Source organism: Fluoribacter dumoffii NY 23 (genome assembly GCF_000236165.1).
In the GTDB taxonomy this organism is placed as follows: Bacteria; Pseudomonadota; Gammaproteobacteria; order Legionellales; family Legionellaceae; genus Legionella; species Legionella dumoffii.
Window position 1 is genome coordinate 704,369 of the sequence record NZ_CM001373.1, and the last position, 25,426, is coordinate 729,794.

A 25,426-nucleotide genomic window follows, 5' to 3' on the forward strand; every position below is an offset into this window, starting at 1 on the left:
TATTTAGTCCAAGAGAGAAGCCTGGAGAATGTAAAAACCGTTTTACAACGTTCTTTTTTCTGCAAGCTTATCCTTATTATTTTAAAGCCTTTCGAAAATGGTTCTTGTATTAAACCCGAATAACCGCTCATGCATTCTATAGGCGTATTCATCAGTCATATTGGCGAGATAATCGCAAACAATCCGATAGGCGTCAGCATCATCTTTAGCTTGTTTGAATAAAACCCTGTTTTTATTATCCAGTAAGCTGCCAGGGTTTGAGCTAATGGCATCAAAGAGCCTGAGCACCACCGTTTGTCCGCCATACTCAAAAGTGCGGGCTTCCTGGGAATCAATAACGTTATTAAAGATGCATTTTTTTAAATAATTTAGCAAAGCGTTTGCTTCAGGAATAAGTGCCAAATTGAATTTGAGTAAATTATTTTCAAATTCTTCATGGGTTGTGATGATTTGCGTCGAAGTAATGAAATAATTCACCATTTCTCCAATAGTTTGTTTTCTTGAGTAGAGATCGTGAGAAAATAGTGAATCGATTATTTGATTTGTTCGATTGCCTAACTGAGTATTGCTTAATAATTGTCTGAATTCAGGCGTATCCAGGTGAGAGCCATTGATGAGGCGTAAATGAATGGCATCCTCGAGATCATGGACTCCGTAGGCAATATCATCGGCTATATCCATAATAGAACAATCAAAACTATGGTATGCTGATTTTCCTGATTTGGTTTCGCGTGGCATCTGCGATAAGGATTGAAATAATTCTCTGTCTTTATCCGAAAAAGGAGATAATAACCAATCAATCTCAGGTTGTTCGCAATCAAAATACGCTTTAGGTGGTAACCAATCAGTGATCTTGATGGTTTTATGAATGGATTCATGGACAGGAGGTTGTTTGGGGGCGACAACACTGGAGTGTTTTACCGGATATTTTAAAATGCCAAGCAGTGCCCGTCGGGTTAAATCAAGTCCATAGGTCCCATAACTGCTTTCAACTTTGGTTAAAAGTCGGAGTGTTTGTCCATTCGCTTCAAACCCCCCATAATTTCGCATCATGAAGTTGAGCGCCACTTCACCGCCGTGACCAAAAGGAGGGTGACCAATATCATGCAGCAAACAAATTACGGAAATTAAATCATCATTGGGCAATAACCCCGTTAAGCCAATATGCTTGTCTTGATTCATCAAGAGATTGTGGACAATGCTGCGCCCAATTGAGTCGACCTCGAGCGAATGAGTGAGGCGTGTGCGGTGAAAATCCCCTTCATCAGTACCTAAAATTTGTGTTTTTCTTTGCAGCCGCCTAAATGCCGGGCAGTGGATTACACGGGTCCGATCACGCTCATAAGGATCCCGATGATCCAGATTTCCTCTTTGGTTTGTTTGTCCAGAACGTCGATGTGTCCACATAATTTTTTACTGTCTAAATAAATAGAGAATTACTGTAAGACATAATTTGTCCTTGAACAACACAAATTTCTAAAGTTTTTTCTAATTGTGTAGATATAGTAGACAAGAAGTAAATAAGAAGAACTAAAACAGGGGATGACAATGAATAAAAAAATAAACCTCGCGCTTCTGCTTCTTAGTGCTCTTGTGATGTCTTCCTGTACAAAAGACGATAATTACCTCTCCTATCCAGCTTATTCATACATGGACATCACAGAGCCTTATTCCATAAATAACAACACGATGGTTAATTATGATTATCGATATCAGCAAAGACAGGAAGTAAGGGTTCCAGATTCCTATCATGTAGGAGAATTACATTCTCCTGTTTCTTTTAAAGACAGGGATGAAGTGTGGGTAAATAAACAAAACCCCCAAGGCTATACTATAGAGTTGACGGAAGGGGAGAAAGCATCTCAAGTTGCCCAAGTACTTTATAAAACCCCTAAGAATGATCGTGTAGCCCAAGTAAAATATGACAGAGATGGAAAAACACGCTACAAAGGTGTTTACGGAACCTACAGTACTGCTGAAGAAGCGCAAAAAGCATTAAATTCGTTACCTCCCGAAATAAAAAGTGGGGCATCAGTGGTTAACTGGAGTAGCGTCCAACAGTAGTATCAAAAATTGAGCCTGGATATAGAATTTCATCCAGGCTTTGCTTTGATTAAGGTGTTACTACAATCTTACCGATTTGTTCGTTTGACTCCATGTATCTATGTGCGTCAACTATATCGCTCAAAGAAAAGGTTTGAGCAATTTGAGGGTGAAAGGACCCATTTTGTAAATGGTTATATATATATTTCTCAGCTTCCCTGCGTATTTCCGGTTGAGAAGAAATTTCAAAGAGCGTATAACCCCGAACCGAGATTCCTTTGTTTAAGGCGGCAAAAAGTGGAAAGGGTGTAATCGGCTCAAGAGACAGGTTTCCATATACAAAAAGGGTTCCGCCGGGAGCAAGTGTTTCTGCCAGGAGCTCAATGCCTTTGCCGGCTATGGGATCAAAAACAATCTTTACCCCTGCATGTTGAGTAATTTCATTGACGCGGTCAACAAGATTTTCTTCATTAGTTACAATGACATGATCGGCGCCTAAAGCGAGTAACTCTTTCTTTTTCTTGGAGGTACGAGTAGTAACAATACTGATAGCTCCTTGAGCACGAGCAGTTTGAATTGCTGCTATCCCAACACTGCTGCTTGCCGCAGTAATTAAAACATAATCATTTTTAGAAAGCTTTCCGTAATGAACCAGAGCCCCATAGGCAGTTAAGTATTGCATCCAGATTGAAGTTCCTTCTTCATAGGATAGTTTCTCAGGATATGCTGCAAGCGCAAAAGCAGGGACAATAGCAACTTCTCCATAAACACCGTATTTACCTAAATCAAAACAAGGTACGGTGCTGAATTTCTTGCCAATTATTTTTTTATCTACATCAGGCCCCACCGCTTCTACTATACCGGAGGCTTCATAACCAATTTTGGAGGGAAAATGCGGTTGTACCAGATATTTTCCAGTGCGAAACATAACTTCAGCCCGATTTAATCCAATCGCGTGAACCCGTAAGCGAACTTCTCCTTTTAGGGGTTCTGGCAAAGGTTCCTTTTCAAGCTTTAATACCTCTGCTCCGCCAGTTTCATGAAAGCGAACAATTTTGACTGATGTTTGAGACATAATAATTCCTTTTTTTATAAGTCTAAGGGTTTTTAGAAGCAGCACTGATCAAAATCATTAAGCGTGTTATGCCGGAAGTTTTTAAGCGGTCTGCTTCAAATTGTTTCACTGTTATCGCATAGTTTTGATTTATTTTTTCCAGCCAATGAATAAATAAATCAAAAGCAACAGCATCAAAAGAAAGCTGAATATCTCCTGAGCCGGTCTGTTGCATCTGATAAGGAAATTTTAATGCCGGATCGTTTTTTAGTTTCGTAGCTAGCGTAGTAAGCAATTGACTATTATCCAGGATTTGTTTTTTCGTTTGTTTCACATGACTTTGTTGTCTTATTCTTTTCATCCATTCAAGGGTAGCTGTTTTTTCAACTAATTGGGTGGATTTCTGGTTAACCCGTTGACTTAACGGAGTGTATAAGAATAAATAATACACATAAAGGAAAAGGCATATCCCTGTTCCAATCAACATCCATTTTTCTCGTTCATTGAGTGAACTTAGGTAGGCTTTCACGTTAACTCCAAAGTGGCCACAACTTGTTGCTCACGCGTTGAGGCCTGGGTTTGTTTCACTTTTAATTGTAGTTTTTTCAATTCATTTTCCAATTCTTCCAAACTGGTAAAATCCGTACTCACCAGGGTGACAGATAAAGTTTTGTTCTGGTAACGTAATTGCTCCAGGGTATGGTGATCATTTTTCATTACTTTAGAAAATTGATTAAGTAAGAACCAGAAACGATTTTGCTCCTCTGCATTATTGCTTTTTAATAGTTGTGTAATACGAAATTTAGGGCTGATTACTTGTTTTGCATCAGGGAAAAACTCATGATAAATCACTGCTGTTTGTTCATCAATTTTCTGGGTTTCTTTATTTAACTGATGCAATTTAATCCAATTAACGACAAGGAGTGAGAGTAACCAGATACAAAACAGAACGATGCTTAGCTGGTATCCCTTTTTTAGTAAATCGTTTTTATATCCATGTTGCATTTCCCCCTGACAGAGGTTCATTAATTTCGACTTTAGTATTCTTTGTGCAATCCATTCATAGGACGTTTCCTGTCTTTTGGTCAAGTTAAAGTCTGCAGGGATTGAACTGTCTTCAAAAAGCAAAGGTTGATGTTGCGGATGGCTTTTTAGGTAAATATGAGCTAAATCCCCGGAAAGGGCGCCTTTGAACTCATCTGTATTAATCAATAAAGTTGTTCCGCAGATGCATAGTTCCTCAGGTGCCAAGGCAAACCAGTCTACAGTAATCCCGGAAAAAGCAATATCTTGTTCATTGAGGCATTGCATCAGATAGCGAATTCGCTGTTTGCTAATTACTGTAACCAGATATTGATTGTTCTGATAGCGAGTTTTATCAAATGCAAAATGAAGTTCATCTACGGGCTGGGCTAATTTATCTTCTAAAGCATAAGGAATTGCAACCCGTGCTTTTCTCTCAGGAAGCCATGAAAGCTCAAGATTGAGAAGGGTGGCATGTTCACATGTTTCAATTACTAAGGTGTTGCAGTCATTTTGTAAGGTTTTAATTTCAACAAAACTTCGTAGTGCAGGTGGACTAATTACTGCTCCATCAGCATTCATTTTGAGGCAGAAACATCCTGCCTCATCTATATTTTTTACAAAAAGAAAAAGGGTATCCATTCCTAAGCATAAGCTCTATGTTTTTTAGTGTTCATGGCAGTCCACTGTTGTTTTAATTGTTGTGACAACAGATAAACCACAAGGGCATATTGAGGACTCGAGTTGTAGCGGGTTATTACAAAAAAGTTGTGGTAGGCAATCCAGTATTCATTTCCGTTGGCAGTTACCAGTTCAATCAAAGCCGCTCGGGAAGGGTGGTTATGCGCTGCGGTTATCGGTTTAACTCCATGGGCAACCAATTGTGAATAGTAATAATTAGGTTTTTTGGGATTTACCTGAATTCTTTTATAGCGTGTTCCTACTATTTTAGCATTCTGGGCAACTCCATCATTTGTTTTCCAACCATGGTGGTGGAAGTAATTGGCAATACTTCCTATAGAATCAGCATTATCACTTACAATATCGCGTTTTCCTTTATTGTTAAAATCAACCGCAAAATTACGATAACTGCTGGGCATAAACTGTGGTTGACCTATAGCACCTGCGTATGATCCTTTGAATTGGGTTGCAGGGACTCCATGTTCGCGGCAAAGAAGCAGATATTCTTTTAATTCTCTCGTGAAATAAGGTGCACGTTTTGGATAGTTGAAGGCGAGAGTGGCTAATGCATCAAGAACTCGATGCTCGCCTTGCCGCTCTCCATATAAAGTTTCAACGCCGAGAATCGCTACAATAATTTCAGGAGGAACTCCATATTTTTTTTGGGCTTTTTCTAATGCTTGCCTGTTAGCCGCCCAATAGTCCAGTCCACCTTTTAAGCGAGCAGGAGTTAGAAATATATCTCTATAAACATCCCAATTTTTCTTTTCATAAGGCTTTTCCATTGATTCGATAATATCAGGTCGAATAACTACCTGATTCATTATTGCTGTGAGTTCTCTGGCATTAAAATGATGTTCCTTAACCATGCTTTGGATAAATAATTGCACATCTTTTCTTTGTGTAAATGCGTTATCAGAATAAGTTGAGAATGAAAAAAGCAGTAGTATTATTGCTATAAACCCCAAGCCTGGAATTCGTTGCATGGCACACCTTAATTTATGTAAAACGAAAGGATAAATCTTATTAAAAATGCAGTACATTAGCAAATACTTTAAGGCTGCGCTTATTTAAGCTAAAATGCGCTATTTGCTAAAAGGGTATTTCAGTTGAGTGATTTAAAGCGAATTCGTAACTTTTCCATCATTGCCCATATTGATCATGGTAAATCTACCTTGGCAGATCGATTCATCCAGATTTGTGGCGGTTTAAGCGAGCGTGAGATGAGTGCTCAGGTTCTTGATTCTATGGATATAGAACGAGAAAGAGGGATCACTATTAAAGCTCAGTGTGTTTCTTTAAATTATACTGCAAAAGATGGCAAGAGCTATCTCTTGAACTTCATTGATACACCGGGACATGTCGATTTCAGCTACGAGGTATCGCGCTCCCTGGCTGCTTGTGAAGGGGCAATCCTCGTTGTTGATGCGGCTCAGGGTGTGGAAGCACAGACGGTGGCAGTTTGTTACACCGCTATTGATCAATCCCTGGCTGTTTTGCCAGTGCTTAATAAAATTGACTTGCCGCAAGCCGAGCCTGAGCGTGTTATATCAGAAATTGAAGACATTATTGGCCTTGATGCCCATGAAGCAATAAGAGTCAGTGCAAAAAGCGGCTTGGGTGTCGAAGATGTACTTGAGGCTCTGGTAACCCGTATTCCTCCGCCAAAAGGTGATATTAATGAACCATTACAGGCTTTGATCATTGATTCATGGTTTGACAGCTATCTTGGCGTTGTTTCTTTGGTGCGTATCGTAAATGGTTCCATACGTAAAGGGGACAAGATGAGAGTAATGTCTACCGGTCGTTCCTATGAGGTCGATCAGGTAGGTATATTCACTCCCAAACGCACCAAACTCGACATGCTCAATGCGGGGGAAGTAGGTTATGTGGTAGCTGGGATTAAAGAAATTCAGGGTGCTCCAGTTGGAGATACGCTTACCCTGGAAAAGATTCCTGCGGAAAAACCCTTACCCGGGTTTCAACGCGTCAAGCCGCAAGTCTATGCGGGTTTATTCCCAGTAAGCTCTGATGATTTTGAAGCATTCCGTGAAGCTTTAGCTAAATTAAGCCTGAATGACGCTTCTTTATTTTACGAACCCGAATCTTCTGAAGCCTTGGGATTTGGTTTCCGATGTGGTTTCCTGGGCATGCTGCATATGGAAATCGTTCAAGAGCGTCTTGAAAGGGAATATAATCTTGATCTGATTTCGACCGCACCTACTGTGGTTTATCAAATTTTAACCCAGAAAGGCGAGACGATGTTAATCGATAATCCGTCCCTTCTTCCGCCGCTTCCACAAATTAAAGAAATGTATGAACCCATTGTGAGGGCAAACATCCTTGTACCCCAAGATTATTTGGGTTCTATCATCAGTTTATGCGTCGAGCGGCGTGGTGTTCAGGTGAATATGACTTATAGCGGCCGTCAGGTTTCAGTAACCTATGACATTCCCATGAGTGAAGTGGTATCTGATTTTTTTGACCGATTGAAATCAGTGAGTCGTGGATATGCTTCCTTGGATTATAATTTTTTACGTTTCCAGGAAGCTGATTTGGTTAAAATGGATATTTTGATAAACAGTGAGCGAGTTGATGCGCTCTCCGTAATTGTCCATCGTTCCTCTGCACACAGCCGTGGAAAATTAATCGCTGAGAAAATGCGTGATTTGATTCCAAGGCAAATGTTTGATGTGGCAATCCAGGCGGCTTTGGGAAGTCATATTATTGCCCGACAAACAGTAAAAGCTTTACGAAAGAATGTTACTGCAAAATGTTATGGTGGTGACGTGACACGAAAACGCAAATTGTTGGAGAAACAAAAGGCGGGTAAGAAGCGTATGAAACAAGTGGGGCATGTAGAAATTCCCCAGGAAGCATTTATGGCTGTGTTTCAGACAGATAAAAAGAAATAATAACCGTTCACCCCAGTAAAAAGACAGTGTTTGATGTATCGGCCCCTTTCAACCTGGCTTAACCCTAGGTAATTTAAATTGGGGTGAACAGTTATAAAGAAATAATCCAATGACTTTGATGCCATTGAATTAGATGAATTAAGCTTAATTAGGATATAAATTTATGAATTTTGCTTTAATATTGGTTGTCCTGTCTTTTATCAGTGGGTTAATTTACCTGTTAGATGTTCTTTTCTGGGCAAAAAAACGCTCACAGGATGAAAAACCTACCCGGATTATTGAATATTCACGTTCTTTCTTTCCTGTTTTTTTCATTGTCTTAATCTTGCGTTCATTTCTGATTGAACCTTTCCGCATACCCTCAGGTTCCCTGGAGCCTACATTACTGGTCGGAGATTTTGTAGCTGTAAACAAGTTTATTTATGGTCTAAGACTTCCAGTTTGGGAAAAGAAAATAATACCCATTTCAGATCCTAAAACAGGGGAGGTTGCTGTTTTTCGCTGGCCGCCAGATCCTTCCTTTGATTACATTAAAAGGGTTATAGGGGTTCCAGGCGATAAAGTGAGCTATCATAATAAAGTACTCACAATCAATGGAAAAGAAGCCAAGCAAACTTTTGTTGAATACACGATTGATGAGAGTTCCGGAAAAGCGGTAACCAAATATAAAGAAGATTTAAATGGAAGGGTGCATGATATTTTCATCAGAACAGATGTTCCCGCTGTAGATTTTGATATTGTAGTCCCGGAAGGAAGTTACTTTATGATGGGCGATAACCGCGATGACAGTGCCGATAGCCGATTCTGGGGTTTTGTACCTGAGTCCTATTTGAGAGGCAAGGCCTTTTTGGTGTGGATGAGTTGGAATGGTAAAACAGATAATGTACGCTGGTCTAAAATAGGGAAATTGATCCCTTAAGTTTGGGATTGAAAGAAGCTACAGATTGTATGTTGGAATATATTATAGAAGGAATAAAGAATGCTAAAACAGAAAGGGATGACATTTATAGGGACATTATTTACTGTCGTTGTTCTTATAATGGCTGCTGTTGTGATAATGCGTATTATTCCAGTTTATTTGCAATATTACTCAGTGCTGCAGTCGGTCAAAGGATTAAATTCGATTCCTCCATCTTCGTTAACCGGTGATCCGGTTACAGATATTAACGTTTTGAAGAGTACCCTTGATAAGCGTCTTGATATTAATGGGGTACCGAGTTTGAAAGAGAATCAATTAAGTATCGAACCAAAAGGTTCTCATAAATTTAGAGTGAAATTGAAATATCAGGTTATCAAGCCTTTGGTATACAATATGAGCTTATTATTTGATTTTGATCATACTGAAGAGGTTGTGGCAGGCAGTGAAAGTTGATTTAGAAAGATTATGCAGGCGATTAAATTATCAATTTAAAAAAATTGCCTATCTCAAGCAAGCCTTGACTCATTGCAGTGCTGGTAGTGAAAACTATGAGCGTTTTGAGTTTTTAGGCGATTCCATATTGAGCTTTGTAATTGCTAATGAACTTTTTCACCGATTTCCAATGCAGAGCGAAGGTCAATTAAGCCGTTTGCGTTCCTTTTTGGTTCGGGGTGAGATGCTGGTGGAGTTAGCTAAAGAAATTGAGTTGGGTGATTTTCTTTATTTGGGTCAAGGCGAGCTTAAGAGTGGTGGGTTTCGTCGGGCTTCAATTCTCTCTGACGCGATGGAAGCTGTTTTCGCAGCCATTTTTCTTGATGGGGGTATCGGGCCTGCAAAAGAAGTTATTTTAAGTTTGTATCAATCCAGGCTTGAAGATTCCAATTTAAATGATTGTTTAAAAGATTCCAAAACTCAATTACAAGAATACCTCCAGGCTGAGAAAATTGCTCTTCCAGAATATACTTTGACTAAGATTGAAGGTGATGAACACAATCAAATATTTTACATCACCTGCACGGTCAATGGTGCCAAGCATAAAACTTTTGGCCAAGGCTCTAATCGCCGTAAAGCAGAGCAATTAGCTGCCAAAGCTATGCTGGAACAATTGCGTTCTCGATAATATATCTGCTCATCAGTCTCACAACGGTTAAATTCATTTCATGAAGTTGCCGTTGTAATTTGAATCAATTTAATTACTCATTCCCCAATATCAAAATCACGGTTGTCTTCCTACTTTGAAATAGTCAAAAAAATCAGTTACATAGAGATGTTTTCTCTTTGACTCACTAGCTCATAACAATGTATCCTTGCCGAAATTTTCCTCACACAGTTTAAGGAATGGTATGTGGTTAACAATTAATAAAAATAGTTTAGAAATTCACGATGCAAGAACCTTGATCCAGTTAATAGATGATTTATCTGAGGTAGAAAAAGAAGAGCTTGTTTCCGAATTACTGAGCCATTCGGATTTAATTGATATAATTTCAGAAGGTGAATCTCTAAGAGACTTTTTAAACTCATCTATTTCCTCCCACGCTTCGGCTCGAATAATAGCGCATGCTCTTGCTGATCGTGGGTTATTTGAAAGACTTATCCCCACGAGTCCTGATTTACAGGATACTCTTTTGTGTCTTGATGAGAGTTCAGCTCATGCACTATTTCAACACATTCTGGACAATCAGAATGTGTTTGATAATTTTTTTAAGAATAGATCCGATTTCATAAATTTTTTGATCTTTCTTGAGGATGAATATTCAATCTATCCTGAATACAAAAAAAGCTTAATTGATAAAGTAATAAACATGAGTCGATCAAGGTTTGCTGAACTCGTTGGAACCAAAAGAGAATTAATTCAATTTGCTCGAAAAAATCTGGAATTTTGCAACAAATTGGTTGAAAAAGGGATTAAAGACTGTAACTCAATTCAGGAAATAATTGAACTTGTAAAAATAATTGAAAAAGACAAGTTGTTATCTGAAACCCGAAAAAAAGACCTATTATTGCCTGTGCCAGGCCAATTACAGGAACGTCTTTTAAATAAAAATGAAAGGATGAGTTTCATTGAATTTTATAAAGCAAGTAGCGCAATCTTTTCAAAAGAGACTTTGAATAAAATTACGAAGGATTTATTGGTCTCCGATAGTGAGATTTTAAAGTTACGAGTTAACAACTTATTTGAACTCATTGAGCTTTTGCAAATTTTACCGGAAGAGCTTGCAAAAAAATTATTTTCTCGTGTTCTTGAGGAACAGGAACTCTTTAACCAGATTATTATTGATAATCAAAACCTAAGTGATCTGTTGTTTATTGTCAGTATGCATGACGGAAGATATTCAAATACTGAACTCGAATGGGCAAGAGGTTATTGGTGTTCAAGTGACGCAATTTGTACTTATGGCGACTATGCTTTTGAATTAAAGCCCGAAATAGATAGAGGTGAAAAATATCCATTACTTAATCATAGTGTGGAATTATTGATTCAGCATATCCTATCAGCAGAACTCAATGATTTTATTTGGGACATCACTCATAAAAATCAAGCTGGATTAACAAACAGGATAACCCAAGCCAATTCAAACAGTTTTCTTTGTGAAAGATTATTCAAGAGCGATAAAGTGCGGTCACGATTCCCCGAACTATTAGCGTTAATACCTGTTCCAATTGCTTTAAATCTTGTCTATCAAATTTCTCAAAACCAAGGCCTTGCATTATTTTTTGATGATATGCTGCACCTGCCTTTTCCATACCATTTCATCTACTCTTTCAAGAGAGCGATAGATAAAGTTGATCTTATTGCTTTAGATAAACTTCGAGAAGAACTTATTAAACAAGTTAAAACTCACGCCATTAAACCTTTATTCGTCAATTTCATTCTTGATATTGCAGTTATTGAAAAAGCAAAAGTAACAGAAAAGCCGGCGTTGAAGGAACATTTGGATGGACTAATTCGTGTTATTCAAGATAATAGAATTCCTTCACTTAAGTATTTAACTACCTGCTTCTTTAAACAGGCTAATGAAGGTGCGGGTAAAAGCGATATTAACAAACAACTAACCTCTGATTCAGTTAAAGAAACTGTATTTATGTCTTTCCTGGATACAGATCCCAATAATAATAATTGTAGGCTGAAATTAAGTCAGGATGAGCTTAATAAAAAAGTTATGAGTCGATTACTAGAACAAGCCAAAAGTAATCCTGCAGCCATCGCTTCTATTTTTGCAAATACCGAGTTTGCTGCTCAATTTGATGCTCAGGAGTTATACCAACTTGCATTATCAAATGAAAAAATTGCGAAAATTATTTTAAGTCAGCAAAGATTGGTTATGAAACTAGAGCGTGACGATATTATGGCAATTATAAATGCATATCCTGAAATTCTTGTGAAAAATCCTGATCTTGCCATTATAATTGTGAATCATCCTGCAATAAACCTTCCGTGGCTGGAAACACTTATGAATGCTCATCCAAATTCAGTTGTTGCTCTGGTAAGGGGCGTCGTAAGCAATCCCAACAAATTTTTTGAGTTTGTCACAACAAACGGTTATGGAACTACTTTGGTAGCTCTTGCCAAGTATAATGATCAAGCAGCAAGCCTTATTTTGGGTTGTGATTTAAATAAATGGCTCACAGCTGATAATTTAACTGAAATTTACACCAGTCAACCTGGTATTATCAGTAGTTTGTTGGATAATGAATTTTTAATGAATAAGATATATGAAAGTGATGCTACGGAATTATTAGCTGTCTGTTTGTCTATGCAGACAGCTTCATGCAGGCCATAAGTTAGGTTAAAGTTGCTGTAGTCACGCGATGAAGGGATCCGGGAGTTGTGTTTTCTTTCTCAGCACGGATTCCGTTCGTTGTATTCAAGCTAAACTAAATCTTCCAAACTGCTGCCTACTTCTAACCATTCTTCCTCAGCCTGATTTAAAGAAGAATGAGATTGTTCACGTTTTTTTATTAGTTGCTCCAGTTTATTTTGCTGCGTCTTGTCTTCGTATAGGTTAGTATCGCCTAGCAGGGAATCTAATTGAGTCAGTTCATTGTGATAATGTTCAATCAGTTGTTCCAATTTTTTCAGGCGGTTTTGCAAAGTTTTCTTTTCCTTGTAATCAATTGCAGTTGTAGTAACAGTATTTTCTTTAACTCCATCTTTCATTTGCAACCAGGAATAATAATCATCCAGGTCCCCATCAAAAGGTTGCACTTTTTGTTGGTACACCAGATAGAAGTTATCGACGCTGGTTTTGAGCATATGACGGTCATGAGATATAAGAATTAAAGCCCCTTCGTAACTTTGTAATGCAAGTTCAATAGCAGACCGCATTCCCAGGTCCAGATGGTTTGTTGGCTCATCAAGTAAGAGCAGGTTAGGCTTGAGCCAAACAAGTTTGGCCAAAGCCAAACGCGCTTTTTCACCACCGGAAAAGTGGGTTATTGGCTGTACTGCCATATCACCAGTGAAATTAAAGCCGCCTAAAAAGTCGCGAATGGTTTGTTCCCGGACTTCTGGCGATAGAGCTTGAATTGTCTCTACAGGACTTAGATTATAATCCAGCTGTTCTAATTGATGTTGTGCATAATAGCCAATTTTTAAATGCGCTGAACGGTGAATTGTCCCATTTAACGGAGTTAAAGATCCGGTTAATGTTTTGATGAGCGTTGATTTTCCCTCTCCATTAGGTCCTAGCAAAGCTATCCTGTCCCCTGGATTGAGTGAGAAATTGATTCTTTTTAATATGGGTTTTTCAGATTGATATCCGGCATCCACCATATTGCATTGAATTAGTGGATTTCCTGCACGGGGGCATGGGAAAAAATCAAATGAGAAAGGGGAGTCAGCTTGTGCTGCAGCGATAATTTCCATTCTCTCTATCGCTTTAAGGCGTCCTTGTGCCTGTTTGGCCTTGGTAGCTTTTGCCCTGAAGCGGTTTACAAATGACATCATATGATTGATTTTTGTTTGTTGCTTTTCATACATGGCTTGTTGTAAAGCCAGTTGTTGGGCGTGTGTTTTTTCAAAACAACTGTAATCCCCTGAGTAAAGAGTTAGATTTTGTTTCTCAATATGTAAAATATGAGTAACAAATGCATCAAGAAATTCACGATCATGAGATATGAGAATAATGGTACTTGGGCTTTGCTTTAAGAATCGTTCAAGCCAAAAAATCGCCTCCATGTCGAGATGGTTCGTTGGTTCATCCAGTAAAAGCAAATCAGCAGGCTTCATTAAGCAGCGTGCCAGACTTAAGCGCATCCGCCAACCACCAGAAAAGCTATTGACCGAGGCCTGTTGTTGTTCCCCTTTAAAACCTAGTCCCGACATAATTGTTGCGGCTTGAGCTGGTTTACTGTAGCCGCCGCTGTGGCTTAATTCTTCATGGCAGGCTAATACTTCAACGTCATTTCCATTTGCTTCTGCATCATTCAAACGTTGAAGCAACTTCGTGTAATTTTCATCGCCACCCAAAACAAAGTCCAGTGCCTTTTCATTACTGTCAGGTAGTTGCTGTGATAAATGACTGATGGTGAGCTGGGGATTAATTAAAAATTCCCCGGTATCATGAGATAAATTTCCTAGCAGAAAGTCAAACAGCGTTGATTTACCACAACCGTTATGGCCAATAAGACCTATTTTTTGTTTTTCATATAAAGTGGCATTGACTTTATCCAATAAAATTTTATTGCCACGACTTAGAGTAATTTGACGAAGAGTAAGCATGATAAATCTTAAGCCATAAATAGAGTTGGTTTATAAAACTTATGAAATCGTTGTCTGGTGCCGCAGTGAAGTGGGATTTATATTTTCCAGGGTTCAGCAGGGTTTAACGCAAACTACGAAATATGAGCTTTATCTAAATTCTAACATAGTCCCCTTAACTTGGCTCGGGTTCAATAGTTTTTTTCCTGGCGGATTGATACCGGGCTTGCTTTTCAATATCAATATAGCGATCTGTTGTTGCACTCGAACTGTGGCCTGCATCATCCCGTACATGTTCCCGAGGACGAATTTTAACATCCTCGGAAATACCGGTATGTCTTAACCAGTGTACAGTCGCTGCGGCCAAATTATCTGCCTCCTCGACATGGCCTTTCCTGCGTAATTGTTCTCCTGCCAGATCAAAACAGCGCTGAATAATTCTACGTATTGGGGCTGTATCGCTCATTGGACCATTCCCGCGAATTTTGGGTAGGAGCGGACTATTATCCGCGGGGGAGGGTAGAGGGGATAATCCCAGGAAATTGCGCCATCGCATCAAACTTTCCAGCATGGCTTCGCTGACAGCGATTTGACGTTCTTTATTTCCTTTTCCTACAGTGGTAAACCACCAATGACCATTACTGTCTTTGGCAAAATCATTCATACTGGGGATCCATCTGTCGTTTGCCGCCAGTTCGGAAATACGAAGATACATGCCAAATAACAAACTCAGCATGAAACGAGTTCGTTCATGTTTCATGGGAGATTCTTCTGCAAGAGTTTCAGCTGCATCCAGAACGGCACTCCATTGGATCAGGCTTAACCTGCGTATGGGTGCATTATGTTGTCTTTTACGTATAAATTTACTTTTTTGGCGAATCAAGGCAACAGGATTGGAAACAAGGTATTCTTCAGCAATTAAAAAATTAAACAACGTACTTAATATAGCGAATATTTCCTGAATAGCGCCCTGGGATAAATTGAATTGATCAATTTCAGGTTTGTGACCATTTTTTATTGCCGATTTGCTTAAAGTAACTACAAAAGGGCGCCATTCTTCATTAGGGATACGGAGACCTTCTTTTTCAATAAAGCGAGGAACTTTTTTTAAACTGATCCAGCTTTTGGGAGGATTTTGGCAAAAATGAATGTATTGCTCTATATCCTCACGTTTCAACTCATTAAGTGTTGTATTTTTGATTAACCAGGACCATTGCAACAGACGTTCTGTTTCTCTACGGTAACTGTTGAAGGTGCCTTGACTGCCAGTATAACTTTTTAAAAAGTTTAAAGCATAGTTAAAATCATTTTGAAAACGCGGAGTAGGAAGTACTACGTTTTCATGATTTCTATGCAAGTAATTCATATTATCGAAGATAGGTAGCAATTTAAATTTCATAGATCGAATGGAAAATAAGTGATAATCATCAATGCTAGCTGAAAAGCAAGTAAGATTCGAGATACTCAATGAAGAACTTGTATGTACACGCAGCTAAATGGAAGAAAAAAAATCGATTTGGTTAACCTAAAATAAGTATCTGGAGCAATAAAGAAAAATAAATTAAATTTAATGAATTAAGATATTGACCTTGGTGAAAGCACCTAGTATTATCTGCGCTCTGTCCTTGGGACGGGTTTTACGGGGTGTAGCGCAGTCTGGTAGCGCGCCTGCTTTGGGAGCAGGATGTCGGGGGTTCGAATCCCTCCACCCCGACCAAGATGCGCCCGTAGCTCATCTGGATAGAGCATCGGCCTTCTAAGCCGAGGGTAGCAGGTTCGAATCCTGCCGGGCGTGCCAGCCCAACATCTTGTCAAATGAATTTCTGAAAAAGTTATGGTGAGCGTAGCTCAGTTGGTAGAGCCCCGGGTTGTGATCCCGGTTGTCGTGGGTTCGAGTCCCATCGTTCACCCCATTTGAGAAGAAAGAAAAGGTTTATCGCTAAAGATTTTATCTGAGTCTTTACAAGACCGAATTACTGATTGATAATCCAACCTGATTTGCGAAAGTGGCGGAATTGGTAGACGCACTGGATTTAGGTTCCAGCGGGGCGACCCGTGAGAGTTCGAGTCTCTCCTTTCGCACCATTTATCATATAAATTCCAAGAGGTGATATTGATGCAAGTTTCTGTTGAGACCCTAAATGGTTTGGAACGTAAGGTAACAGTTTCTGTACCTTCAGATAAAGTTGAGGAAGAAGTGAGCTTACGTCTCCGGAATCTTGCTCGCAAAGTTAAGATTGATGGTTTTCGTCCTGGTAAAGTACCCTTCCATGTTGTTGTCAGTCGTTATTCCCAAAGTGTTCGTGAAGAGGTTGCCCGAGATATGGTGCAATCAACTTTATTCGAAGCATTACAAAAAAATGAATTGGTTCCTGCTGGTTTCCCTCAAGTTGAGCCTGAGCAAATTGAAGAAGGTAAAGATTTTAAATATTCTGCCATATTTGAAGTAATGCCTGTTTTTGAAGTCGCTGAATTAAACCAGGCAGCTGTTGAATTGGCTCGTTCAGAAGTTACAGATAAAGATGTGGAAGACATGTTGGAAAAACTTCGTGAACAAAATAAAGAATGGCATGATGTTTCTCGAGCCGTTAAAAATGGTGACAAAGTTGTTATTGATTTTGAGGGCTACCTTGATGACAAATTGTTTGATGGCGGCAGCGCTAAAGGACATGAATTAATTATTGGTTCTGGCTCAATGATTCCTGGCTTTGAAGAAGGTATCATTGGTAACAAGAAAGAAAAACCCTTCGACATCAAGGTCACTTTCCCAGCAGACTATGGGCATAAAGATTTGGCAGGTAAAGAAGCTGTGTTCAAAACTACAATTCATCATGTGATGGAAGGTAAGCTGCCAGAACTCAATGAAGCCTTTGCAGAAAAATTTAATATTAAAGAAGGCGGCATCGACGCGTTGAAAAAAGACATTAAAGAAAATATGTCTCGTGAATTAGAGCGCCGAGTCAGTATGATGAACAGAGAAAAACTGTTCGATAAATTAATGGAAATAAATACAGTTGAATTGCCAATGGCTTTAATTGATAAAGAAATCGAACATTTGAAACATGATATGTACCATCGACTTTTTGGTCACGAGCATCATGAAAATGAAAAAATTCCTGATTTCCCTCGTGAACTTTTTGAAGAGCAAGCTAAACGCCGTGTTCATCTTGGACTCCTCTTTTCTGAATATGTTAAAAAGCACCAGATTGTTGCAGATAAAGATAAAGTTAATGCAGTAATTGAGCGATTTGCCAGCGCTTATGAGAATCCTGACGAATTACGTGCTTGGTATCAAAGCAGCAAAGAGCATATGGCTGAGATTGAAGCCCTGGTTATGGAAGAGATGGTCGCAGATAAAATTGCTGAAGATGCAAAAATCAAATATAAAAACAAAGATTATGATTCAGTAATGAATCCTAAGCCTGCAACTGAAGCGACTGAGAATAAAGGAGAGTAATTTTATGTCAGGATATTCGGAGAACATAATTCGCAATGCCAGTGGATTAGTCCCCATGGTTATTGAACAAACTTCACGCGGTGAGCGTTCGTATGATATTTATTCAAGATTATTAAAAGAACGTATTATCTTTCTTTTGGGTGAAGTTGAAGATCATATGGCTAATTTAGTTGTTGCCCAATTGTTGTTTCTTGAGTCTGAAAACCCTGAAAAAGATATTTCTCTCTACATTAATTCTCCTGGAGGAGTTGTAACTGCCGGCTTGGCTATTTACGATACCATCCAGTTTATAAAACCTGATGTAAGTACTTTGTGTATAGGGCAAGCAGCAAGTGCTGCTGCTTTATTGCTTTGTGCGGGAGCTGAAGGTAAAAGATTTTGTTTGCCAAACTCGCGTGTAATGATTCACCAGCCATTAGGTGGTTATCGAGGTCAAGCTACTGACATTGAGATTCATGCTCGTGAGACTTTAGCCGTAAGAGAACGCTTAAATACAATTATGGCAAAGCATACTAAAAAGACCCCTGATCAAATTATGCGTGATACTGAACGTGATAATTTTATGAGTGCCACTCAAGCTGTTGAGTACGGCTTGGTTGATAGGGTGCTTTACGATCGAGAGTCTGTGAATAAAGCAGAGTAAATAATACTTTAAATCCAAAAAACTGAACTATAATGTATTCTAACCTGGGAGATGCGAAGCCGAACCCGGGTTTGAAGTTCAGATCGGGGTTCTGCTTCGCTGCACCCAGGCTAGGACGCAATTAGGGGGTCCTTTTATATTGAGCACTGTTACTTCCGTATTTCATTTGTTTTTAAACAAAGAGTTACGTGAAAAACAGTGGCATATCTTTTTCTGATTGACTAATATTTTACATATATTATCTATTTTTTTGATAATCGTTGTAAGAAGGGGTTTGGTTATGAGTAAATCCGGTAACGGAAGTGGCGATAAAGTTTTGTATTGTTCTTTTTGCGGAAAGAGCCAACATGAAGTTAAAAAATTGATTGCTGGTCCTTCTGTATTTGTCTGTGATGAGTGTGTTGAACTGTGTAACGACATTATTCGCGAAGAAACACATGAATCTCATGAAGAGGCAGAAGTACGCTTGCCCTCACCCAAAGAAATATCAACCTTTCTGGATGAGTATGTTATTGGGCAATCCCATGCAAAAAAAGTCTTATCCGTGGCTGTTTATAATCACTACAAGCGATTACAACATAAAAGTGAAGATGGGGTGGAGCTTGGAAAAAGTAATATTTTATTAATTGGTCCAACTGGAAGTGGAAAAACTCTTTTAGCCCAAACCCTAGCTCGAATCCTTAATGTTCCATTTGCTATGGCTGATGCAACAACACTTACTGAAGCGGGATATGTGGGCGAAGACGTCGAAAACATCATTCAAAAATTGTTACAGAAATGTGACTACGATGTTGACAAGGCGCAACATGGTATCGTCTATATTGATGAAATCGATAAGATCTCACGTAAATCCGATAATCCTTCCATTACACGCGATGTTTCTGGTGAGGGAGTACAACAAGCACTTTTAAAACTTATTGAAGGGACAATTGCCTCTGTTCCACCTCAAGGCGGCCGCAAACACCCTCAACAAGAATTTTTACAAGTCGACACTTCAAATATTTTATTTATTTGTGGTGGAGCTTTTGCAGGATTGGAAAAAGTAATAAGAGAGCGAAGTGACAAGTCAGGCATTGGGTTCTCGGCTCAATTAAAAAATAAAAAAGAAAACAGTGATGAGATTTCGAAAGTATTAAATCAATTGGAGTCAGATGATCTGATTAAATATGGGTTAATACCCGAATTTGTGGGTCGATTGCCTGTAGTTGCTACTTTGCAGGAACTCGATGAATCAGCCCTTATTGATATTTTAACCAATCCCAAAAATGCTTTAACCAAGCAATTCCAATCTCTTTTTAAAATGGAAGGGGTGGAGCTTGAGTTTAGAGAGGATGCATTAGTGGCCATTGCCAAAAAAGCTCTGGAACGAAAAATGGGAGCACGTGGTTTGCGTGCTATACTTGAAAATATTCTTTTAGACACCATGTATGAATTACCTTCTCTTGAAGGAGTAATTAAGGTAGTGGTTGATGAGAGTGCTGTAAACAGCTCATCCAAACCCATCCTTATTTATGAACAAGATGGGATGAAGAGTGCAGCAGGTGGGCAAGAGTAGAAATTCTACTCCAAACTCTCCTGCAGTTAATGTGGGAGAGATTCTTTAGGCAACTTCTTAATTATAACGCCTTGATTTCTTGCAATAACTCTCCCTTCCTTTTAAATTATTATTAGTAGTCCCGTGAATATTTAATAAAGTTTTTCGTTTGAATAAGGGTTCATTATGTCCACTGAAATTATAGAGACTTCGAATGAGACAGAGAAACTGTCGAAAATACCTGTGTTACCATTAAGAGACGTAGTGGTCTACCCTCATATGGTTATTCCTCTGTTTGTCGGGCGAGGAAAATCAATTAAAGCCCTGGAAGCGGCAATGGTTGATAGTAAGCAAATCTTTTTAGTGGCACAGAAAAAATCGTCAAATGACGATCCAACTGCCGCTGATATCTTTCAAGTGGGGACATTATCCAGTGTCCTGCAGTTACTAAAACTACCCGATGGGACCGTTAAGGTTTTAGTTGAAGGGGAGCAACGAGCCAGAGCAAAAGAATACCACCAGACTCAAGGATATTTAGAAGCTGATCTTGAGGTATTGCAAGATGCAAACGCAGCCGTGCAAGAACCTGATATCGGTATTTTAATGCGCTCCTTAATGTCGCAGTTTGAACAATATATAAAATTGAACAAAAAAATTCCACCTGAGGTTTTATCGCCTCTTGCCGGAATAGAAGAACCAGGACGTTTAGCTGATACGATAGCAGCTCATTTAACTTTGAAAGTTGATGACAAGCAAGAGTTACTGGAAACCTTGGATGTAGGTACACGCCTTGAACGTTTAATGTCGGCCATTGAAAATGAAATTGACTTGTTACACGTTGAGAAACGCGTAAGGGGTCGAGTGAAACGTCAAATGGAGAAAAGCCAGCGCGAGTATTATCTCAATGAGCAAATGAAAGCAATTCAGAAAGAATTGGGCGAATTGGGTGAAGAAGGAAATGAAATTGAACAATTGGAAAATTCCATTAACAAAGCTGGGATGCCCAAGGAAGCCAAGGAAAAATCGCTAGCTGAACTTCATAAATTGAAAATGATGTCACCCATGTCTGCAGAAGCAACAGTTATTCGTAATTATCTTGACTGGATGCTTGCAGTCCCTTGGAAAAAAAGAAATAAAATTCAATTTGATTTACTCAAGGCAGAAAAGTTATTGGATAAAGAACATTATGGTCTTGAGCAAGTTAAAGAACGTATTATCGAATATCTGGCTGTTCAGCAACGTGTAAAAAGATTAAAAGGCCCAATACTTTGTCTCGTTGGACCTCCTGGAGTAGGTAAAACTTCATTAGGGCAATCCATTGCCAATGCAACAGGCCGTACTTTTATCCGTATTGCTCTGGGTGGTGTACGTGATGAAGCGGAAATTCGGGGCCACAGAAGAACCTATATTGGCTCCATGCCTGGAAAAATTATTCAGAAACTATGTAAGGCAGGAGTAAAAAATCCCCTTATCATGTTGGATGAGGTGGATAAAATGGCAATGGATTTCCGTGGTGATCCAGCGGCTGCATTACTTGAAGTCCTCGATCCGGAACAAAACCATACTTTTAACGATCATTATCTAGAAGTAGATTATGATCTGAGTGATGTTATGTTTATAGCCACAGCAAATTCGCTTGAAATTCCAGCTCCACTTTTAGATAGGATGGAAATAATTCGTCTTGCCGGATACACAGAAGATGAAAAGGTGAGTATTGCTGAAAAATATCTGGTTCCAAAACAAGTCATCTTGAATGGTCTGACCAATCAGGAAATTCATATTAGTGAAGGAGCAATCCGCGAGGTAATTCGTCATTATACTCGCGAGGCAGGTGTTCGCAGTCTGGAGCGCGATATTGCTAGTATTTGCAGAAAAGTAGTCAAAGAAATCCTTTCTAGTAAGAAAATCAAAAAAATGACGGTCACTACAAGCAATATCGAAAAATATTTGGGCGTGAAAAAGTTCCGATATGGCCTTGCTGAAGAATTTGATCAAGTGGGACAGGTTACAGGTTTGGCCTGGACAAGCGTAGGCGGGGAGTTGCTAACTATCGAAGCATCCATGATGCCAGGTAAGGGCAAGGTAACGCATACGGGTCAATTGGGCGAGGTAATGCAGGAATCTATACATGCCGCCATGACTGTTGTACGCAGCCGAGCCAAAAATTTTGGTTTACCTGATGACTTTTATGATAAGAACGATTTCCATGTCCATGTTCCTGAAGGAGCGACGCCCAAGGATGGTCCTAGCGCGGGGATTGGTATGTGTACTGTGTTGGTTTCTGTCGTTACCCATATCCCGGTTAAAGCAGATGTAGCAATGACAGGGGAAATAACCTTAAGAGGACAGGTTTTGCCCATTGGAGGTCTGAAAGAGAAATTACTGGCGGCACACCGTGGCGGAATCAAGCATGTCATAATACCTGAGGAAAATGTAAAAGACCTGGAAGAGATTCCCGATAATGTGTTGCGCAAGCTAACAATACATCCAGTTAAGAGCATAGAACAGGTGCTGGAACTCGCTTTACAACGCAGTCCTTGGATAAATCAGCCAACAAATGTACAGTCTGAGGCTTTAGTGGGAAGAAAATCAAAAAAAATTAAAAATAATGATTTACATACCCATTAATTAGATGTATATTTCGTTTCGTAGCCCGCCACTAGCGGGCACTGCAAGGAAGTAACTACTTGACCGGTTAATTTGATGAGTTTAATTAAATTAACTTGAAGTATGGAAGATTAACTGTATAGGGGAAGCAATGAATAAGAGCGAATTAGTTGATGCTATAGCAAGTGGTTCGGGTTTAACAAAAGCTGACGCAAGCAGAGTTCTCGAGACCTTTACTAGTACTATTACTGATGCTTTAAGAAGTGGCGATCAAGTAGTAATACCTGGTTTCGGTTCATTTTCTACAGGCAATCGTTCAGCACGTACTGGTAGAAACCCACAAACTGGCAAAATTATTCAAATTAAAGCGTCACGAGTAGCCAAGTTTAAAGCGGGTAAAAACCTGAAAGAAGCGGTGCAAGAAGCTTAAGTTTTCAGGGTGCTTAGCTCAGCTGGGAGAGCATCGCCCTTACAAGGCGAGGGTCGTAGGTTCGATCCCTACAGCACCCACCAAGAAATGGAGTGGTAGTTCAGTTGGTCAGAATACCGGCCTGTCACGCCGGGGGTCGCGGGTTCGAGCCCCGTCCACTCCGCCAAGATTAACGCGCCGAAAGGCGCGTTTTTTTTATCAGGAAAGTATTGTTTACTTCAAATTCTTATTTTCTCCAGATTTTTACTTTTCACATTTAGAGGAATGTCTAGTGAAGATATGAAATAGAAGTTATGTGTTCACTTCATTTTTAATTTTCTGCCTGAATTTCGGGTAAAACTATGCTGAAAAAGTGAACTTTTGATTTTTTTTAGTCTGGGTTATAATCGGCCTTCGCTAAATTTAATAAAGCTTTAAATACTATATGGATCTCGGGACATGTTACAAAAGTTAAATGAACGTATACAGGGTGTTGTAGCTTGGTTAGTAGTTATTTTAATCGGTATTACGTTTACACTTTTTGGTGTGGATTATTATCTACAATCACGTCAAACGACAAATGCCAAGGTGACCGTTAATGGTGAGCCTGTAACAATGCAATCCTTCGAAAATAATTATAGACGTGCTCGTTCCATGCAAGACATTGAGCAAATGACTGCCGCTGATGAAAAGAAATTGCAAAATCAGGTCTTAGATCAAATGGTTACTAATGCAGTTTTAGTTCAAGCTGCACTTAAAAATGGTTTCGACGTCAGCTCAAACCAAGCCAATGCCGCCATTTTAAACATTCCTCAATTTCAGGAAGACGGACATTTCTCAGCTCAAAAATACCAGCAAGCACTAAACGCAGCTTTATTTACCCAATCAAGTTTTCAAAATGAAGTAAAGCAGGGAATGCTTTTAAATCAACAACGATTTGCTTTTATGGGTAGTTCGTTTGCTTTACCTGATGAAATAGATCGTTTTGTTAGTTTATATATGCAAAGTAGAGACTATGATTATTTAACTGTTCCTGCTTCTGCTTTTGAAAAAAATGTCCATATTTCTCCTGCGGAAATTGCCTCTTATTATAAAGAACATAAAAAAGACTTTATGAGTCCGGAAAAAGTCAGTTTGGATTATGTTACTTTATCCATGCATGACATCAAGAACCAAATTAAGGTTTCTGAAGATGATGCAAAACGCTACTATGAAGATAATCAAAGCAGCTATTTGATACCAGCAAGCTGGCAAGTAGCTCATATTTTATTTGCTGTTCCAGGGGATGCCAGCCTGGCTGATTTGGAAAAAGCCCAGAAAAAAGCGAATGACGCATATCAACTATTACTAAAAAAACCTGATCAATTTGACCACCTGGTTGCAACCCTGTCAGACGATAAGCTCTCAGTCGCTGATAAAGGAGTTCTACCATGGATTACTGCAGGCGGGCAAAATAATTATAATCAAATTTTATCTGGTTTAACTAAACCAGGGCAAATTTCTCCTCCTGAAAAAACGAAACATGGATATGAAATTTTCAAGTTAGTTGCGTATAAACCTGTTTCCAAAAAATCTTTTTCCGAGGTGGCGTCTGCAATTAAAGAACAACTGATCAATGAAGCAGCGCAAACTAAATATACTCAAGCATTGGAACAATTATCTGATTTAAGCTATCAGACTCCAGATTCACTTCAACCTGTAGCGGAAGCATTGAATTTAAAAATTGAGCAAACCCAGCCTTTCTCAAGATCTGCAGGTATTGATGCTATTACCAAAAACAAACAAATAATTAATACAGCATTTAGTCATGATGTGCTCGATTTAAGAAATAATAGCGAACCGATACAAATTGACAATGATTCAGTTGTCGTTATTAGAGTCAATCAGCATTGGGCTGAAAAAGAGCAACCACTGGAAAATGTTGAAGATCAAATTAATAAAATTTTAGTTAAAAAAACTGCAGAAGCCAAAGCAAAAGAAATTGGCATGAGTTTGTTGAATCCAGTCGAAGATAAGCAACAACAAGAATTAATTCACACTAATAATTTAAGTTGGAAATCTGTAGTTAAATCTACTCGTGATAATGACAAAGTAGAGACTGATATTAATGATGTAGCGTTTAATTTATTACGTCCTGAAAATCGAAGCGGCCTTGTACTGCCGAATGGAGATTATGTAGTAGTAAGGTTAAAACAAATTCATGATGGAAAACTCAGTACTTTAGATAGGGAGCAACAAGATAGTTTAATTCAACAGATTGAAGCAAGCTATGGCATGATGGATTATGACTTATATGTAAAAAGTTTAATTAATCGAGCACAAATTGAAAGACACTAGGTTTTATAGACAAACGTGTTAACTTGCGTTCAAGATTTTTGATTTTTATTAAAAATTAATATCCATAGTCAGGAATAGCAGAGTTTGCCTATATAACCTAAAT

At 38.9% G+C, this 25,426-nt stretch carries 19 protein-coding genes and 6 tRNA genes; 18 read left to right on the forward strand and 7 right to left on the reverse strand.

Annotated features, from left to right (window positions below; all coding sequences use genetic code 11):
* Positions 1–81: 81 nt before the first annotated feature.
* On the reverse strand, positions 82–1,407 hold the full coding sequence (locus tag KYQ_RS03230) for an anti-phage deoxyguanosine triphosphatase (protein WP_010653994.1): 1,326 nt from the start codon (positions 1,405–1,407) through the stop codon (positions 82–84).
* Between the two features lie 141 nt (positions 1,408–1,548).
* Here KYQ_RS03230 and KYQ_RS03235 point away from each other — a divergent pair, with 141 nt between their 5' ends.
* On the forward strand, positions 1,549–2,064 hold the full coding sequence (locus KYQ_RS03235) for an SPOR domain-containing protein (protein ID WP_010653993.1): 516 nt from the start codon (positions 1,549–1,551) through the stop codon (positions 2,062–2,064).
* A gap of 49 nt (positions 2,065–2,113) precedes the next feature.
* On the opposite strand, the gene KYQ_RS03240 is transcribed toward KYQ_RS03235, so the two are convergent.
* The 4 genes from KYQ_RS03240 to mltB are packed head-to-tail and all read right to left on the reverse strand — an operon-like array spanning position 2,114 to position 5,787.
* Complete coding sequence (locus KYQ_RS03240; protein ID WP_010653992.1) at positions 2,114–3,118, reverse strand: zinc-dependent alcohol dehydrogenase family protein; 1,005 nt, start codon at positions 3,116–3,118, stop codon at positions 2,114–2,116.
* 22 nt (positions 3,119–3,140) lie between these two features.
* Entirely contained in the window at positions 3,141–3,626 is a 486-nt protein-coding gene (gene lspM, locus KYQ_RS03245) for a GspM family type II secretion system protein LspM (protein ID WP_010653991.1), read from the reverse strand.
* A complete protein-coding gene (gene gspL, locus KYQ_RS03250; RefSeq protein ID WP_010653990.1) occupies positions 3,623–4,762 on the reverse strand; it encodes a type II secretion system protein GspL in 1,140 nt (379 codons plus the stop codon). Before gspL ends, lspM begins: the two co-directional genes overlap by 4 nt.
* A gap of 2 nt (positions 4,763–4,764) precedes the next feature.
* A complete protein-coding gene (gene mltB, locus KYQ_RS03255; RefSeq protein ID WP_019349648.1) occupies positions 4,765–5,787 on the reverse strand; it encodes a lytic murein transglycosylase B in 1,023 nt (340 codons plus the stop codon).
* A gap of 123 nt (positions 5,788–5,910) precedes the next feature.
* Here mltB and lepA point away from each other — a divergent pair, with 123 nt between their 5' ends.
* The 5 genes from lepA (at position 5,911) to KYQ_RS03280 (ending at position 12,417) form a co-directional block, all read left to right on the forward strand.
* A complete protein-coding gene (gene lepA, locus KYQ_RS03260) occupies positions 5,911–7,716 on the forward strand; it encodes a translation elongation factor 4 (protein WP_010653988.1) in 1,806 nt (601 codons plus the stop codon).
* Positions 7,717–7,879: 163 nt separating this feature from the next.
* A complete protein-coding gene (lepB, locus tag KYQ_RS03265) occupies positions 7,880–8,635 on the forward strand; it encodes a signal peptidase I (RefSeq protein WP_010653987.1) in 756 nt (251 codons plus the stop codon).
* 60 nt (positions 8,636–8,695) lie between these two features.
* Entirely contained in the window at positions 8,696–9,088 is a 393-nt protein-coding gene (locus tag KYQ_RS03270) for a DUF4845 domain-containing protein (protein WP_010653986.1), read from the forward strand.
* Entirely contained in the window at positions 9,078–9,755 is a 678-nt protein-coding gene (gene rnc, locus KYQ_RS03275) for a ribonuclease III (RefSeq protein ID WP_010653985.1), read from the forward strand. The genes KYQ_RS03270 and rnc overlap by 11 nt, the downstream gene beginning before the upstream one ends.
* A 223-nt stretch (positions 9,756–9,978) precedes the next feature.
* Entirely contained in the window at positions 9,979–12,417 is a 2,439-nt protein-coding gene (locus KYQ_RS03280; RefSeq protein ID WP_010653984.1) for a hypothetical protein, read from the forward strand.
* An 89-nt stretch (positions 12,418–12,506) separates the two neighbouring features.
* On the opposite strand, the gene KYQ_RS03285 is transcribed toward KYQ_RS03280, so the two are convergent.
* Both KYQ_RS03285 and KYQ_RS03290 read right to left on the reverse strand, forming a co-directional pair.
* Positions 12,507–14,357, reverse strand: coding sequence for an ABC-F family ATP-binding cassette domain-containing protein (locus tag KYQ_RS03285; RefSeq protein WP_010653983.1), 1,851 nt, complete (start codon positions 14,355–14,357; stop codon positions 12,507–12,509).
* A gap of 154 nt (positions 14,358–14,511) precedes the next feature.
* Positions 14,512–15,735, reverse strand: a complete 1,224-nt coding sequence (locus KYQ_RS03290) for a tyrosine-type recombinase/integrase (protein ID WP_029488970.1) — start codon at positions 15,733–15,735, stop codon at positions 14,512–14,514.
* A 241-nt stretch (positions 15,736–15,976) separates the two neighbouring features.
* Between KYQ_RS03290 and KYQ_RS03295 the strand changes: the two genes are divergently transcribed.
* From KYQ_RS03295 to KYQ_RS03350, 12 genes are all read left to right on the forward strand, one after another.
* Positions 15,977–16,053 (forward strand) — tRNA-Pro (locus KYQ_RS03295).
* 4 nt (positions 16,054–16,057) lie between these two features.
* A tRNA-Arg gene (locus KYQ_RS03300) sits at positions 16,058–16,134 on the forward strand.
* Positions 16,135–16,173: 39 nt separating this feature from the next.
* Positions 16,174–16,249 (forward strand) — tRNA-His (locus KYQ_RS03305).
* 87 nt (positions 16,250–16,336) lie between these two features.
* Positions 16,337–16,421, forward strand: a tRNA-Leu gene (locus tag KYQ_RS03310).
* Between the two features lie 31 nt (positions 16,422–16,452).
* A complete protein-coding gene (gene tig, locus KYQ_RS03315; protein ID WP_010653981.1) occupies positions 16,453–17,793 on the forward strand; it encodes a trigger factor in 1,341 nt (446 codons plus the stop codon).
* A gap of 4 nt (positions 17,794–17,797) precedes the next feature.
* A complete protein-coding gene (gene clpP, locus KYQ_RS03320) occupies positions 17,798–18,436 on the forward strand; it encodes an ATP-dependent Clp endopeptidase proteolytic subunit ClpP (protein ID WP_010653980.1) in 639 nt (212 codons plus the stop codon).
* A gap of 280 nt (positions 18,437–18,716) precedes the next feature.
* The gene (clpX, locus tag KYQ_RS03325; protein ID WP_010653979.1) at positions 18,717–19,991 is read left to right on the forward strand and encodes an ATP-dependent Clp protease ATP-binding subunit ClpX; all 1,275 of its coding nucleotides are present in this window, start codon (positions 18,717–18,719) and stop codon (positions 19,989–19,991) included.
* Positions 19,992–20,156: 165 nt separating this feature from the next.
* The gene (gene lon / locus KYQ_RS03330; protein ID WP_010653978.1) at positions 20,157–22,598 is read left to right on the forward strand and encodes an endopeptidase La; all 2,442 of its coding nucleotides are present in this window, start codon (positions 20,157–20,159) and stop codon (positions 22,596–22,598) included.
* Positions 22,599–22,728: 130 nt separating this feature from the next.
* On the forward strand, positions 22,729–23,007 hold the full coding sequence (locus KYQ_RS03335) for an HU family DNA-binding protein (RefSeq protein WP_010653977.1): 279 nt from the start codon (positions 22,729–22,731) through the stop codon (positions 23,005–23,007).
* 7 nt (positions 23,008–23,014) lie between these two features.
* Positions 23,015–23,090 (forward strand) — tRNA-Val (locus KYQ_RS03340).
* A gap of 6 nt (positions 23,091–23,096) precedes the next feature.
* A tRNA-Asp gene (locus KYQ_RS03345) sits at positions 23,097–23,173 on the forward strand.
* A gap of 272 nt (positions 23,174–23,445) precedes the next feature.
* On the forward strand, positions 23,446–25,323 hold the full coding sequence (locus tag KYQ_RS03350; protein ID WP_010653976.1) for a SurA N-terminal domain-containing protein: 1,878 nt from the start codon (positions 23,446–23,448) through the stop codon (positions 25,321–25,323).
* The last annotated feature ends 103 nt before the right edge of the window (positions 25,324–25,426 follow it).

Excerpts from the sequence above, each read along its gene's own strand:
- KYQ_RS03290 (WP_029488970.1), bottom strand. The coding sequence starts at position 15,735 with ATGAAATTTAAATTGCTACCTATCTTCGATAATATGAATTACTTGCAT.
- KYQ_RS03350 (WP_010653976.1), top strand. The coding sequence starts at position 23,446 with ATGTTACAAAAGTTAAATGAACGTATACAGGGTGTTGTAGCTTGGTTA.
- KYQ_RS03280 (WP_010653984.1), top strand. The coding sequence starts at position 9,979 with ATGTGGTTAACAATTAATAAAAATAGTTTAGAAATTCACGATGCAAGA.
- KYQ_RS03240 (WP_010653992.1), bottom strand. The coding sequence starts at position 3,118 with ATGTCTCAAACATCAGTCAAAATTGTTCGCTTTCATGAAACTGGCGGA.
- KYQ_RS03335 (WP_010653977.1), top strand. The coding sequence starts at position 22,729 with ATGAATAAGAGCGAATTAGTTGATGCTATAGCAAGTGGTTCGGGTTTA.
- clpP (WP_010653980.1), top strand. The coding sequence starts at position 17,798 with ATGTCAGGATATTCGGAGAACATAATTCGCAATGCCAGTGGATTAGTC.
- lon (WP_010653978.1), top strand. The coding sequence starts at position 20,157 with ATGTCCACTGAAATTATAGAGACTTCGAATGAGACAGAGAAACTGTCG.
- lepB (WP_010653987.1), top strand. The coding sequence starts at position 7,880 with ATGAATTTTGCTTTAATATTGGTTGTCCTGTCTTTTATCAGTGGGTTA.
- gspL (WP_010653990.1), bottom strand. The coding sequence starts at position 4,762 with ATGGATACCCTTTTTCTTTTTGTAAAAAATATAGATGAGGCAGGATGT.
- mltB (WP_019349648.1), bottom strand. The coding sequence starts at position 5,787 with ATGCAACGAATTCCAGGCTTGGGGTTTATAGCAATAATACTACTGCTT.
- KYQ_RS03235 (WP_010653993.1), top strand. The coding sequence starts at position 1,549 with ATGAATAAAAAAATAAACCTCGCGCTTCTGCTTCTTAGTGCTCTTGTG.
- KYQ_RS03285 (WP_010653983.1), bottom strand. The coding sequence starts at position 14,357 with ATGCTTACTCTTCGTCAAATTACTCTAAGTCGTGGCAATAAAATTTTA.
- tig (WP_010653981.1), top strand. The coding sequence starts at position 16,453 with ATGCAAGTTTCTGTTGAGACCCTAAATGGTTTGGAACGTAAGGTAACA.
- KYQ_RS03270 (WP_010653986.1), top strand. The coding sequence starts at position 8,696 with ATGCTAAAACAGAAAGGGATGACATTTATAGGGACATTATTTACTGTC.
- clpX (WP_010653979.1), top strand. The coding sequence starts at position 18,717 with ATGAGTAAATCCGGTAACGGAAGTGGCGATAAAGTTTTGTATTGTTCT.
- KYQ_RS03230 (WP_010653994.1), bottom strand. The coding sequence starts at position 1,407 with ATGTGGACACATCGACGTTCTGGACAAACAAACCAAAGAGGAAATCTG.